This is a genomic window from Amycolatopsis sp. NPDC049252 (genome assembly GCF_043197175.1).
Taxonomy (GTDB): Bacteria; Actinomycetota; Actinomycetes; order Mycobacteriales; family Pseudonocardiaceae; genus Amycolatopsis.
On sequence record NZ_JBICSQ010000003.1, the window covers coordinates 335,241 to 348,670 of the forward strand.

The window sequence follows — 13,430 nt, forward strand, 5'->3', positions numbered from 1 at the left end:
CCGATGGCAGAGCTGACCGAGACCGAGAAGACCAGCCTCGACGAGATCCCGCACCCGTCGCTGCCGCAGGGGTCCAACCTGTACGGCGGGACCAAGGTCTTCCCGGACTACCAGGCCGAACCCGGCCAGAGCTACTTCACGCTCGTGCACGGCATCGCGCACGAGTCGTCGGTGAGCTTCGTCGCGATCCTGCAGGCGACCCGCGCGCTGCGGAAGGGCTTCGAAGCCGCGATCTACTTCTACGGCCCGGGTTCGCTGAACTGCCTGGCCACGCGCGGCTTTCCGACCACCGGCAACGCCGCGTTCCCGGGTGAGCTGAATATCAACGACCAGCTCAAGACGTTCATCAGCGAGGGCGGCAAGGCCTACTGCTGCCGCTTCGGCCTGTCGCTGCACGGCGCGCGCGAGGAGGACCTCATCGAGGGGGTCATCCCGACGCACCCGCTGGACGTCCAGGACGCGCTGATCCACTACGCGCGCAAGGGCGCGATCATCAACTCCACCTACATGTTCTAGGAGCCGGTGTGCGCGTTGGCATCGAAGAGGATTTGGAAACCCGCGCCGACATCGCCGTCCGCGGGGTGCGCGCAGACGCACCCGTACAGCGCAGCAAGGGCGCCGGGCCGAGCGACGACGGCCACCTGGTGGTCGACGGTGCCAACGCCACGCTGCCGCTGAACCCCGAGAGCCCGTACGTCGTCCGCGACGGCCGGATCTTCCGCGAGACGATCGACCTCGGCCTGAGTGTCGCCCCGGTCGGCCGGCCGCGGTTCTACGATCTGTCCACAGCAGACGGTGTGCCGTACCGGAAGATCGCGCTGCTGCACGGCAAGGACGTCCTCGCGACGACGGTCGTGCAGACGTGCATCCGGTACACCGAGGACCAGCGCTGCCGGTTCTGCACCATCGAGGAGTCGCTGCGGGCGGGGTCCACGGTGGCCGCGAAGACCCCGCAGCAGCTCGCGGAGGTCGCCGAGGCGGCGGTGCGGCTCGACGGTGTCCGGCAGATGGTGATGACCACCGGCACGACGTCCGGTCCCGACCGCGGCGCCCGGCACCTCGTGCGCTGCGTCCGCGCGGTGCTCGACGCCGTGCCGGGCCTGCCGATCCAGGTGCAGATCGAGCCGCCGGGCGACCTCGGCGTCCTCCAGGACCTGCGCGACGCCGGGGCGACGTCGATCGGCATCCACGTCGAGTCCCTGGACGACGACGTCCGGCGGCGCTGGATGCCGGGCAAGTCGACCGTGCCGCTGGCGGAGTACGAAGCCGCGTGGGCGGAAGCGGTCCGCGTCTTCGGCCGCAACCGCGTCTCGACGTACTTGCTGATCGGACTCGGCGAGGATCCGGACTCCCTGGTGGAGGGTGCCGGACGGCTGATCGACCTGGGCGTCTACCCGTTCGCCGTGCCGATGCGGCCGATGGCCGGCACGCTGGCCCGACGGGACGGCGCGACCGCGCCTTCGCCCGCGCTGGTCGCCGACGTCACCGGTCGGATCGCCGCGCTGCTGCGGGCGGCCGGGATGACCGGCGCCGACCAGGGCGCGGGCTGCGCCGCGTGCGGTGCCTGCGGCCTGCTCAGCGCGGCGGGTGGCTGAGATGGACCACGACATCCTCGCGTTGCTGGGTGACGTCCGCAGTGTCGCGGCGCGCCCGGCGTTCGGCATCGGCGAAGCCGACCACAGTGGACTGACCGCGTACCGCACGTTGCGTCACGAAGCTTTCGTGGCGCGGCAGGGACTTTTCGCCGGGCACGACCTCGACGACCACGACGCCGACCCGCGCACCGTCGTCCTGGTCGCTCGCGACAACCAGAACACCGTGCTCGGCGGCGTCCGCCTCGGCCCGGCGACCGACGGACCCGACATCGGGTGGTGGAAGGGCGGCCGCCTGGTCGTCGCCCCCGGCTCACCGGCCGGGATCGGCTCCGCGCTGGTCCGCGCGGCCTGCGCGCGGGCCGAGGCCGAAGGCGCGCTGCGGTTCGAGGCGACGGTGCAGACGCGCACCGAGCGGCTGTTCACCCGGCTCGGCTGGCAGCGGGTGCGGCCGGTGACCGTCGCCGGCCACGACCACGTGCTGATGCGCTGGCCGATCGGCCGGATCGCCGCGCTGGCGCGCTCGACCAAGGCCGCGCTCGGCCCGCTGCTGCAAGGAATGACCGGGGTACCGGGCTTCGTCGGCGACGACGGCGTCCCGCTGCCCGGCACCGACGTCGTCGCGGCCTGCGACGCGATCATCCCGTCCATGGTCGAGCGCGACCCGGAGTGGGCGGGCTGGTGCTCGGTCCTGGTCAACCTCAACGACCTCGCCGCGATGGGAGCGACCCCGACCGGCCTGCTCGACGCGCTCGGTGCGCGGGACGCGTCGTTCGCCGCGCGAGTCCTCAGTGGACTGAGGAAGGCCAGCGAGGCGTACGGCGTCCCGGTGCTCGGCGGGCACACCCAGTTCGGCGTCCCGGCCTCGCTGTCGGTGACGGCGTTGGGGCGCACCGAAGACCCGGTGCCCGGTGGCGGTGGCAAGCCGGGTGAGCGCGTCTGGCTCACCGCCGACCTCGGCGGCAGCTGGCGGCCGGGCTACACCGGACGCCAGTGGGATTCGACGAGCTTCCGCCGCACGCCCGAGCTGCGTGACCTGATCGGCTCGGTCGCGAAGGCGCGGCCGAAAGCGGCCAAGGACGTCTCGATGGCCGGGATCGCGGGCACCCTCGGCATGCTCGCCGAGGCGTCCGGCTGCGGCGCGGTCCTGGACGTCGAAAAGGTGCCACGGCCGCGCGGAGCGTCCACAGGGGACTGGCTGACCTGCTTCCCCGGCTTCGCGATGCTCACCACCGGCACACCCGCGCCCGCCGGACCGGCGGTCACCGCGGACTGCGGCGAGCTGGTCGCGGGCCGTGGCGTCACGCTGCGCTGGCCCGACGGCGAATCGACGCCCGCCATCGACGGCGGCGTCACCGGATTGGGGAACTCATGACGACGCTCAGGATGGCCGCGGTCGCCGCGCCGTTCGACCGCGACCTCGAAGGCGACTTCGCGCGCATCGAGAAGCTGATCGGCGAGGCGAAAGCCGAAGGCGTGCGGCTGCTGGCCTTGCCGGAAGCGGCCCTCGGCGGTTACCTCGCCAACCTCGACGGCGGCGCCGAAGGCCCGCCCGCACTGGCCGTCGACGGCCCGGAGGTCCAGCGGCTGGCCGCGCTGGCCGGAGACCTCGTCGTCACGGCGGGGTACTGCGAAATCGCCGGCGGCCGCCGCTACAACTCCGCGGTCTGCGTGACCGGCCACGGCGTCCTCGGCCACCACCGCAAGGTCCACCAGCCGCTGGCCGAAAACGCCAGTTACGGCGCCGGCCGCGGGTTCGCCGCCTTCGACACGCCGGTCGGGCGCCTCGGCATGATGATCTGCTACGACAAGGCTTTCCCCGAATCCGCCCGGGCGCTGGCCCTCGACGGCGCCGAGATCGTCGTCTGCATGAGCGCGTGGCCCGGCAGCCGCACCAACGCGGCGGCGGACCTGGCACAGGACCGCTGGAAACGCCGGTTCGACCTCTTCGACCGGGCCCGCGCGCTGGAGAACCAGATCGTCTGGGTCTCGGCCAACCAGTCCGGCACCTTCGGCGACCTGCGGTTCGTCGCCGGCGCCAAGATCGTCGACCCCGGCGGCGAGATCGTCGCCGACACCGGCGTCGCGGAGGGGATGGCGATCGCCGAGTTCGACGTCCAGGCCGCGCTGGCGACGGCGCGGCGGTCGATGGGACACCTGGCGGACAGACGGCCCGACGCCTACCCGGTTAGTGTCCCGTGAATGGGGCAGATCCGGATCGCCGCCGTCGCCGCGCACTTCGGCCGCGACCTCGACTTCGACCTGCAGCGCATCGCGACGCTGATCGACCACGCGCGCTCGTCCGGCGCGGCGTTGCTGGTGCTGCCGGACGCCGCCCTCGGCGGTTACCTCGCCGACCTGCGCCATCCGGACCCGGAGGCGCTCCCGCCGGCCCTCGACCCCGACGGCCCGGAGCTGAAGACCGTCCGGTCGCTGGCCGGGGAGATGGTCGTCTGCGTCGGGTACTGCGAGGCGGACGGGCCGCGCCGCTACAACTCGGCGGTGTGCGTCACCGGTGACGGCGTGCTCGGCCGGCACCGCAAGGTCCACCAGCCGCCGGGGGAGAGCATCGCGTACGAGCCGGGCGCCGAGTTCGCCGCTTTCGACACGCCGGTCGGGCGGCTGGGCATGCTGATCGACTACGACAAGACGTTCCCCGAGTCGGCCCGCTCGCTCGCAGTGGACGGCGCGGACATCGTCGCCTGCCTCAGCGCGTGGCCGACCAGCATCACCAACCGCGCGCCGCGGATGGCGCAGGACCGCCAGTCGCGGCTGTTCGACCTCTACGACCAAGCGCGGGCGGCGGAGAACCAGGTGGTGCTCGTGTCGTCCAACCAGACCGGCGCGATGGGCGGCATGCGGTTCCTCGGGCAGGCCAAGGTCGTCGGGCCGGGCGGCGAGATCCTGGCGCGGACCTGGTCCAAGGCCGGTATCGCGGTCGCCGAACTGGACGTCGAGCAGGAGCTCGCGAACGCCCGCCGGGTGCTGCACCACCTGGGGGAACGGAAACCCGAGGTCTACCGGGAGGCCTGATGCGCATCGCCCTGCTGAGCTACTCGACCAAACCCCGCGGCGGGGTCGTGCACACGCTCGCGCTCGCCGAAGCCCTCGCGGCCCTCGGCGAGGACGTCACGGTGTGGACGCTCGGCCGCGGGGGCGACGCCGGCTTCTTCCGGCCGGTGGACCCGGCTGTGCGGCTGGCGATCGTGCCCTTCCCGGACGACCCCGGCGAGAGCGTCGGCGAGCGGATCCTGCGCTCGATCGCGGTGCTGCGCGCGGCGTTCACCCCGGACGCCTACGACATCGTCCACGCGCAGGACTGCATCAGCGCGAACGCCGTCGACCACTGCGTCCGGACGATCCACCACCTCGACACCTTCACCACGCCCGAACTCGCGGCCTGCCACGAACGCGCGATCGTCCGGCCGTACGCGCACCTCTGCGTCTCGGAGTCCGTCGCGGCGGAGGTCCGCGACGGCTGGGGCATCGAGGCGACGGTCATCCCGAACGGCGTCGACCACGACCGTTTCGCCAACGCTCGCCGGGATACCGGCCGAGGACGTTATGTGCTGGCGGTGGGCGGGATCGAGCCGCGCAAGGGCTCGCTGGACCTGCTCGAGGCGTACGCGCTGCTGGCCGAACCGGACGTCCGCCTGGTCATCGCCGGCGGCGAGACGCTCTTCGACTACCGCGACTACCGCACCCGCTGGGAGAAACGCGCCGCCGAGCTGGGCGTCGAGCCGGACGTCCTGGGCCCGGTCGCGCACGACGAGCTGCCGTCGCTGATGGCGTCCGCGGCGGTGTTCGCCTTCCCCTCCACCAAGGAGGGCTTCGGGCTGGCCGCGATGGAGGCGCTGGCCGCCGGGGTGCCGGTGGTGACCCGCGACCTGCCGGTGCTGCGCGAGGTCTTCGGCGGCGTGGCCCGGTTCGCGGCCGACCCGCCCGGATTCGCGCGTGAGCTGCGCGCCGCGATGGCCGGCGTCGACCCGGCGCCCGGGCGGGCGCTGGCGCGGCGGTACACCTGGCCGGCGGCCGCCGAGGCGCACCGGCGGTTCTACCGCGCACTGTGCTCAGCGGCGCCGGGCGAAGTACGGGACGGCGTCCGTGCGGAACATCAGCGTGAAACCCGCCAGCGACAGGCCCAGCGCGAGCAGGAACGCCAGGCCCCGCACCAGTTCGCCGGGACCGTGGGTGGACGAGGCGACGACGGCGAACAGCTGCAGCACCAGGTCGAAGATGCCCACGGCGCCGGCGATCGCGAGCACGACGCGCGCCCAGCCCACGCCGCTGTGGACGCCGTACACCAGTGACGCCCACAAGCCGGCCGCGATCACGAAGGCGAGCACCGCAACCGGGGCCGGCAGGGTCGCCGCCAGCAGGGCGTCGCGGTCGCCGGCCCCGCTCGTCCCCAGCGCCGGCGTGGCGTGCCCGCCGAGCAGCCGGCCGAGGAGCGAGCCGAGGAACCAGCACGCCGTCGCACCCCACCACGCGAAGGCCGCGCGCCGGACCGGAACGGGCGGCTCGGACATAAAGGGAGCGTAGGCGCGGAAACCCGGGTAACGGGACTGCGGCGAGCCGAACCGTTATGCACCGGGTGGGACATCGGAGTGCTATAAATCGCTACCCCTGCCGGGGCCGTGCGGTCGTAGGCGGCCGCGACCGGTGCCGCTAGGGTGATCGTCTGCAAGGTGCCGCTGAACGGGAGAAACCGGTGACCGCCGACTCATCGTGGGATCCCAGCACCCGCTTGCGCGTGCTGCTGATCGAGGACGACGACGGCGACGCGCTGCTGGTCGACGAAATGCTCGCCGACACCTCCGTGCCGGTCGCCCTCGAACGCGTCGAGACCCTCACCGCCGCCCTCGCGGCTCCGCTGACCGCCGACTGCGTGCTGCTCGACCTCCAGCTGCCCGACACGATGGGGCTCGGCGGGCTCACCCGGCTCGCCCAGCACGCGCCCGGCGTCGCGGTCGTCGTGCTGACCGGCCAGCACGACCAGGCCACCGGCGTCGCCGCGGTCGCCGCCGGCGCGCAGGACTACCTCGTCAAGGACCAGGTCGACGGGCCGCTGCTGGTGAAGGCCCTGCGCTTCGCCCGCGAGCGCAAGCGCGCCGAGCAGGTCGAGCAGGTCGAGCAGCAGTTCCTCCAGCAGCAGCTGCTCGCCCGCGAGAACGCGCGGCTCGAGCGCGGCCTGCTGCCCAGCCCGCTGCTGCACGACCCGCACCTCGAACTGGCCTCCCGCTACCGGCCCGGCCGCAACGGATCCCTGCTCGGCGGCGACTTCTACGACGCCATCGAGCTGGCCGACGGCAGCCTCCACATGATGATCGGCGACGTCTGCGGCCACGGCCCGGACGAGGCCGCGCTCGGTGTCGCGCTGCGGATCGCGTGGCGCTCGCTGGTGATGGCCGGCCTGCCGATGGCCGACGTGCTGAGCATGGTCGAGCGGGTCCTGGTGCACGAACGGATCGAGCCGCTGTTCGCCACCGTCTGCATGGTCGTCGTCGCGCCGGACCGAAGATCCCTGCGCCTGTCGCTGGCGGGGCACCTGCCGCCACTGCTGCTCACCCCCGGCGACGGGCACCTGCTCTCCGGGAGGTGCCTCGGCGTCCCGCTCGGCGTCGTCGAAGGCACGAAGTGGGAGGCCCTCGACGTGCCGCTGGAACCGGGCTGGTCCCTGCTGCTCTACACCGACGGCGTGTTCGAGGGCCGCGTCGGCGCCGGCTCCGAACGCCTCGGCCACGAGCGGATGGCCGACCTCGTGCTCGCCATCCGCCACCAGGACGGTCTCGGTGGCCGCGCCCTCCTCGACGAACTGATCGCCCGCGCCGAACGCCTCAACTCCGGCCCGCTGGACGACGACGTCGCCCTCGCTCTGCTCAATCACATCCCTGGGGAGACCGGCCGATGACCGGCACTGTGCGTGGCTGGCCGATCCGCCGCTGGCTGACCCTGCTCGCCGTGGCGGAGGCGGTGCTGCTGCTCGCGGCCCTGGCCGGCGGCGCGATCGCGATGAACAACCTCACCGACGCCCGCAACCGCCTGCTCGACGTCATCGGCGCCCAGCGGCTCGCCGCCATCCAGCTGTCGACGGCGCTGCTGAACCAGGAGACCGGCGTCCGCGGTTACCAGCTGGGCCGGCAGCCGGACTTCCTCGCGCCGTACCACGACGGCGTCCGCTCGCAGGCCGACGCCGTCAACCAGCTGCGGCAGCTCGGCGCGACCCCCGGCACGCAGATCGGCGACGACCTCGACCGCGTGCTGGCGGCCGCGTCGGCCTGGCAGGTGACGATCGCGCCGACCATCACCCCGGGCGCGCCGGCCGTTACCCCGGCGCAGGCCGACCGCAGCCGGAACCAGTTCGACGCCGTGCGCGCCGCCCTCGACGCCCAGGCCGGCCACCTCGCGACGCTGCGCACCGAGGGGCGGGCCGAGCTCGACGGCGCGGCGAGTTTCCTGACCGCGATGCTCGTCGCCGTCGCGGTGCTCATCGTGCTGCTGTTCGTGCTGCTGTTCCTCGGCCTGCGGCGCGTCATCACGCGGCCCATCCTGCGGCTGGCCGGCGAGGTCCGGCAGGTCGCCGACCAGGACATCCACCGCCCGGTCCGGGGTGACGGGCCGAGTGAGCTGGTCCAGCTCGGCAGCGACGTCGAAGCCATGCGCCAGCGGATCCTCGACGAGGTCGCCGAGCTGGAGCGGGCGCACACGCTCCTGGACCGGCGGACGCACGAGCTCGAGCGGTCCAACGCCGACCTGGAGCAGTTCGCGTACGTCGCTTCGCACGACCTGCAGGAACCGCTGCGCAAGGTGGCCAGCTTCTGCCAGCTGCTGCAGAAGCGCTACCAGGGCCTGCTCGACGAGCGCGGCGAGCAGTACATCGAGTACGCCGTCGACGGCGCCAAGCGGATGCAGGTGCTGATCAACGACCTCCTGGCGTTCTCCCGCGTCGGCCGGAACCCGGGGGAGCACGTGGTGGTCCCCGCGGGCGAGCTGGTCGACGGCGCGCTCGCGAACCTCGAGGTCGCGCTCTCGCTCAGCGGCGGCCGGGTCGTCCACGACGACCTGCCGAAGGTCCGGGCCGAGCCGGCGCTGCTGACGGCCGTGTTCCAGAACCTCGTCGGCAACGCGCTGAAGTTCCACGGCGAAGCGCCGGCGGAGGTGCGGGTCACCGCGGAGCGCGACGGCGACGACTGGGTGTTCTCGGTGCGGGACAACGGGATCGGCATCGAAGCGGAGTACGCCGAACGGATCTTCGCGCTGTTCCAGCGGCTGCACAGCCGCAGCGCGTACCCGGGCACGGGGATCGGGCTGGCCATGTGCCGCCGGATCGTCGAGTACCACGGTGGCCGGATCTGGCTCGACACCGACGGCGCGGAGCAGGGCGCCACTTTCCGGTTCACCCTGCCCGCTCGGCTCGAGCGCGGCGACGAAGAAGGGGGCGACGCGTGAGCGAGGCGCTGGCACCGATCGACATCCTGCTCGTCGAGGACGACCCCGGCGACGTGCTGATGACGCAGGAAGCGTTCGAGCACCACAAGATCCGCAACACGCTGCACATCGCGAGCGACGGCGTCGAGGCGCTGCGGTTCCTGCGCCGCGAGGGGCCCTTCGCCGACGCGCCGCGGCCGGGGCTGGTCCTGCTCGACCTCAACCTGCCCCGCAAGGACGGCCGTGAGGTCCTCGGCGAGATCAAGCAGGACCCGGCGCTGCGGACCATCCCGGTGGTCGTGCTGACGACGTCGGAGGCGGAGGAGGACATCCTGCGCAGCTACGACCTGCACTGCAACGCCTACGTCACCAAGCCGGTCGACTTCGAGAAGTTCGTCGAGGTCGTCCGGCAGATCGACGACTTCTGGGTCACCGTGGTGCAGCTCCCGCACCGGTGACGTCCGGCGTGGCGCGGTGGCGGTGATTGGGGCACGATAAGGGGCCGTGAGCCCAACTTCGCGGGACCTCCCCGAGACCGAGCTGGCGGCCACGCTCGACTGGCGGGGTGAATGCGCCGTGCTGTCCGTGGCGGGCGAGATCGACCTGCTCAGCGCCCCGGAGTTCGAGGAGGTCGTCGGCAGCGTGCTCGCCGGCGCACCCGAAGTGCTGGTGGTCGACCTGCGCGAGGTGACGTTCTTCTGCTCGGCCGGCCTGCAGGTGCTCGCGGCCGCGCACCGCAAGCTGGCGGAGCGCGCACTGCGGGTGGTGAGTGATTCGCCGGTGACGTCGGGCCCGCTGACGACCACCGGGCTCGACACGTGGATCGGCGTCCACCCGACCGTCGACGAAGCGCTCCGGAAGTGACGGCCCCGGGGCAGGGAAGAAAGGCGAACCCGATGCACGAATCCGCCGGGTCGGCGGCCCCGTTCCGCCGTCACGGCGTCGCGGCCGCGCCCGCGGCCCTCCGGCGCCTGCGGCACGACCTGACGGCGTGGGTCCTGGCGGCGGGCGTCGAGCCGGACCGGGCCCAGGACATCGTGCTGGCGAGCTACGAAGCACTGGCGAACGTGGCCGACCACGCCTACCACGGCTCGGGTTCGGGCTCGGTGGACCTCGACGCGGCGATCCACGAGGACCGCGTCGAGGTGGTGATCACCGACCACGGCCAGTGGCGCACCCCGGTCCCCGACCCCCGCCCGGTTTCCCTGCGGGGCCGTGGATTGATGTTGCTGCGGGCGAGCGCGGACCGGGCGGACATCTCGTCCGGCGAGGAGGGCACGGTGGTCACGCTGGCCTGGGACCTGGACCCGTTGCGACGCTGAGGCCGCGCACGAGACAGGCCCGCAGCCAACCGGCTGCGGGCCCGTCCGGCTTCGAAAAGGGTTACCGGTGCGCCACGGCCCCGGTCTTCGGGTCGAGCGCCAGCTTCGACGCCTCGGGCCACCAGAAGTTGAACATCCCCGACAGCGAGTTCGCCCGTGAGTCGAACGAGCTGTCGCCGATCCGGCCCGCGAACCAGTTGTCCTCGATGAACTTCAGCACCGAGGTCTGGTCCGTCGGCGTGTGGTCGACGTGGTTCACCTTGCTGTACGGCGAGATCACCAGCAGCGGCAGCCGCGGGCCGTACCCGCAGCGGTCGGCGTAGCTGCCCACCTTCGTCGGCTTCGCCGTGCAGACCGCCTGGTCCTGCGCGGCGTCGTGCGAGCCGTTGATCACCGGGGACGCCTGGTGGTCGTACCAGCCGTCCGAGTCGTCGTAGGCCAGGACGATGGCCGTCGAGCGCCAGTCCGGGGACTGCTGGATCTTGTTGACCTCGCTGACCACGAACTGCTGCTCGTCCAGCGGGTCCGAGTACCCCGCGTGGCCGTCCTGGTACTCCGGCGCCTTCAGGAAGCTCACCGCGGGCATCGAGCCGGCCTGCAGCGAGTCGTTGAAGTCCGAGACGTCGTACTGGTGGTTCGCGCGGTCGGTCTGGCCGATCGCCTGCACCGAGGACGGCGGCAGGTGCTTCGGGTTCGCCGTCGACTGGTAGTACTGGAACGGCTCGTGGTGCGGGCTGTAGTCGACCGCGGCCGCGCCGCCCACGTTCGTGTGCTTGGCGCCGCAGACCGCGAAACCGCCGGCCGACCCCGTCGGGCGGAAGCCGCCCTGGAACCAGCCCCACGTCACGTGGCGCTGGTTGAGCAGGTCACCGACGTTGCGGCCGCTCAACGAGGCCAGGTTGTCCGTGCTCGTGTGGTTCTTGTCCGAGCAGTCGTCCCACGCCGGGTCCGGGTCGTTGATGACCGTGCCGACGCCCTTCGCGTCCGGCGAAACCACGGCGTAGGCGTCGGTCGTCGGCTCGTGCGTCACCGACGTGACCGCCTGCGCGCCGTGCGTCTGGCCCGAGATGAGGTTCAGCGCGCCGGGCGTCGACGGCCCGAACGTCGTGTTGTACGAGTTGTCGTTCAGCGCGTAGTGCTGCGCGTAGTTCCACATGCCCGTGACGGTGTTGCCGTCGTAGTAGTCCATCACCAGGCCGGGCTCACCGAACAGCACCGGCTGGCCGGTGCACTTGTCCGTCTCGGTCTTCTCGACGAACTTGTCCATCTTGCCGCCGTTGAAGGCGGCCTGCTCCGCACCGTAGTTGTGGTTCTGGTCGCAGGTCATCGCCTGCTCGTGCGTGAGCCGCTTCGGGTCGTACGCGTTGGGGTTGTTCGTCAGCAGCTTGTGGTCCAGGCCGTTGATCTTCGGGGTGTTGCGCGCGGCCTGGAACGGGGTGCCGTCCGTGTTCGCCGCGTTCGGGTAGGTGCCGAAGTAGTGGTCGAACGAGATGTTCTCGCCGAAGATGACCACGACGTGCTTGATCGGCGTCGCGGTCGGGATCCACTGCGCCGGGAACGGGTGCAGCGGCTGGGCTTCCGCGGTGCTCGCCGCGGATCCGGTGACGACGGCCAGCGCGGCCACCGAGGCGAGTGCCCCGGCGCCGATCAGCCCGCGCCGCCGGCGGCGGGATCTGGTGTCCACTGAGGATTCCTCCTGGATTTTCGGGGTGGGAGTTGCGTCAGGTGAGCAGGGAGTGCCCGTAGTGGTCCTGCGGGCCGGTGACGCCTGGCAGCGCGAAGAAGTAGCCGCCGCCGAACGGGGAGATGTAGTCGGTCAGGGGTTCGTCGGCCAGCCGGGTCTGGACCGCCTCGAACTGGCGTTCCAGGTCCTGCTGGTAGCAGACGAACACCAGGCCCATGTCGAGGTTTCCGTTGCTGTCGACGCCGCGGTCGTAGTTCACCGCGCGCCGCAGGATCCGGCTGTTGCCGGTCTCGGGGGTGCGCGGGTTGGCTTTGCGGATGTGGCTGGTCAGCGGGATGACCGTGCCGATCGGGTCGTCGGCGTAGCGCGGGACGTCCTTCTCGTCGGTGCCGTCGAGCGGGGCGCCGGTGTCGCGGCGGCGGCCGAACATGTTCTCCTGCTCGGTCAGGGAAACCCGGTCCCAGAACTCCACCAGCATCCGGATCAGCCGGATCACCTGGTAGCTGCCGCCCGCCGTCCACGCGGGCTCACCGCCACCCGAGGTCCACAAGAGACTGTCCAGTTCGGACCCTTCCGGGTTCGCGGTGCCGTCCTTGAAGCCCATCAGGTTCCGCGGGGTGCCGGACGGGCGCGGCGGCGAGCTGAACCCGTTCATCCGCCAGCGCAGCTGCATGCCGCCGCGGGTGGCGCGGGTGATGTCGCGCAGGGCGTGCAGCACCGTGTCGTTCGCGTTCGCCGACAGGGTGAGGCTCAGGTCGCCGTGGCACTGGGCCGGGTCCAGCGCGTCGTTCGGGAACGTCCGCATCGGCTTCAGCTTGGCGGGTTTGAGCTTCGCCAGGCCGAACCGGTCGTCGAACAGGGACGCGCCGGCGCCGAGGATCACGCCGAGGTCGCCACCCGGCACGACCGGGCCGAGCACCCCCGAGTCGGCGGGCGGCCCGGTGATCCCGAGGGCCGCGGGCGCGCCGCCGCCGGTGAGGAACCGCGCCCGGTCGGTGATGGTGCGGAAGAGCTCGGTCAGCTCGGCCTTCGACTCCGCGACGACGTCGAAGGAGGCGACGATCGTCTGGGTCGGCGGCTGCCGCAGGATCGCGGCTTGGTTCGCGCCGTGGAAGGGCACCGGCGACGTGCTGCCGGTGACCCCGGCGGACGCCCCGAGCCCGGCCCCGGCGGCGACGGTCAGCCCGGCACCCATCGCGGCCCGGCGCAGGAAGGAGCGGCGAGGCAGGCCGGCGGCCGGGTGCGGCACGGGACAGCGAGGCTGGTCGCTCACGAGACCCCCCTCGTAACGCCCCGATGTGGCGTCGGGTGCATCCGACGCACCCAATGTGGCGTTCGGTGCGTCCAACGCACCCAACGCCACATTGGGGCGCTCGGGGCCGGGGCGAGCCGGGGCCTCGGCTC

13 protein-coding genes are annotated in these 13,430 nt (G+C 72.2%); 11 read left to right on the forward strand and 2 right to left on the reverse strand.

The window, feature by feature from the left end; translation table 11 throughout:
* The first annotated feature begins 3 nt into the window (after positions 1 to 3).
* From ACGFMK_RS07105 to ACGFMK_RS07155, 11 genes are all read left to right on the forward strand, one after another.
* On the forward strand, positions 4 to 516 hold the full coding sequence (locus ACGFMK_RS07105) for an MSMEG_0572/Sll0783 family nitrogen starvation response protein (RefSeq protein ID WP_003073383.1): 513 nt from the start codon (positions 4 to 6) through the stop codon (positions 514 to 516).
* 8 nt (positions 517 to 524) lie between these two features.
* Positions 525 to 1,595, forward strand: a complete 1,071-nt coding sequence (locus ACGFMK_RS07110) for an MSMEG_0568 family radical SAM protein (RefSeq protein ID WP_392759192.1) — start codon at positions 525 to 527, stop codon at positions 1,593 to 1,595.
* A gap of 1 nt (position 1,596) precedes the next feature.
* On the forward strand, positions 1,597 to 2,967 hold the full coding sequence (locus ACGFMK_RS07115) for an MSMEG_0567/sll0787 family protein (protein WP_392759193.1): 1,371 nt from the start codon (positions 1,597 to 1,599) through the stop codon (positions 2,965 to 2,967).
* Positions 2,964 to 3,794 carry a carbon-nitrogen hydrolase family protein gene (locus ACGFMK_RS07120; RefSeq protein ID WP_392759195.1) on the forward strand — a complete coding sequence of 277 codons (831 nt, stop codon included), beginning with the start codon at positions 2,964 to 2,966 and terminating at the stop codon, positions 3,792 to 3,794. Before ACGFMK_RS07115 ends, ACGFMK_RS07120 begins: the two co-directional genes overlap by 4 nt.
* On the forward strand, positions 3,795 to 4,625 hold the full coding sequence (locus tag ACGFMK_RS07125; RefSeq protein WP_392759197.1) for a carbon-nitrogen hydrolase family protein: 831 nt from the start codon (positions 3,795 to 3,797) through the stop codon (positions 4,623 to 4,625).
* Complete coding sequence (locus ACGFMK_RS07130; RefSeq protein ID WP_392759199.1) at positions 4,625 to 5,902, forward strand: MSMEG_0565 family glycosyltransferase; 1,278 nt, start codon at positions 4,625 to 4,627, stop codon at positions 5,900 to 5,902. Before ACGFMK_RS07125 ends, ACGFMK_RS07130 begins: the two co-directional genes overlap by 1 nt.
* Positions 5,903 to 6,303: 401 nt before the next feature.
* The gene (locus ACGFMK_RS07135; protein WP_392759200.1) at positions 6,304 to 7,503 is read left to right on the forward strand and encodes a PP2C family protein-serine/threonine phosphatase; all 1,200 of its coding nucleotides are present in this window, start codon (positions 6,304 to 6,306) and stop codon (positions 7,501 to 7,503) included.
* Positions 7,500 to 9,041: an ATP-binding protein gene (locus tag ACGFMK_RS07140; protein WP_392759202.1), complete on the forward strand. Its 1,542-nt coding sequence runs from the start codon at positions 7,500 to 7,502 to the stop codon at positions 9,039 to 9,041. Before ACGFMK_RS07135 ends, ACGFMK_RS07140 begins: the two co-directional genes overlap by 4 nt.
* Positions 9,038 to 9,478, forward strand: a complete 441-nt coding sequence (locus ACGFMK_RS07145; protein WP_392759204.1) for a response regulator — start codon at positions 9,038 to 9,040, stop codon at positions 9,476 to 9,478. Before ACGFMK_RS07140 ends, ACGFMK_RS07145 begins: the two co-directional genes overlap by 4 nt.
* Before the next feature lie 46 nt (positions 9,479 to 9,524).
* Positions 9,525 to 9,884: an STAS domain-containing protein gene (locus ACGFMK_RS07150; protein WP_392759205.1), complete on the forward strand. Its 360-nt coding sequence runs from the start codon at positions 9,525 to 9,527 to the stop codon at positions 9,882 to 9,884.
* A 32-nt stretch (positions 9,885 to 9,916) separates the two neighbouring features.
* Positions 9,917 to 10,342, forward strand: a complete 426-nt coding sequence (locus ACGFMK_RS07155; protein ID WP_392759207.1) for an ATP-binding protein — start codon at positions 9,917 to 9,919, stop codon at positions 10,340 to 10,342.
* Positions 10,343 to 10,403: 61 nt separating this feature from the next.
* Here the strand turns inward: ACGFMK_RS07155 and ACGFMK_RS07160 are convergent, their stop codons facing one another.
* Positions 10,404 to 12,026 (reverse strand): phospholipase C, encoded by a 1,623-nt coding sequence (locus tag ACGFMK_RS07160; protein WP_392759209.1) that lies wholly within the window; start codon positions 12,024 to 12,026, stop codon positions 10,404 to 10,406.
* Between the two features lie 37 nt (positions 12,027 to 12,063).
* Positions 12,064 to 13,221 carry a Dyp-type peroxidase gene (locus tag ACGFMK_RS07165; RefSeq protein ID WP_392759373.1) on the reverse strand — a complete coding sequence of 386 codons (1,158 nt, stop codon included), beginning with the start codon at positions 13,219 to 13,221 and terminating at the stop codon, positions 12,064 to 12,066.
* Between the last annotated feature and the right edge of the window lie 209 nt (positions 13,222 to 13,430).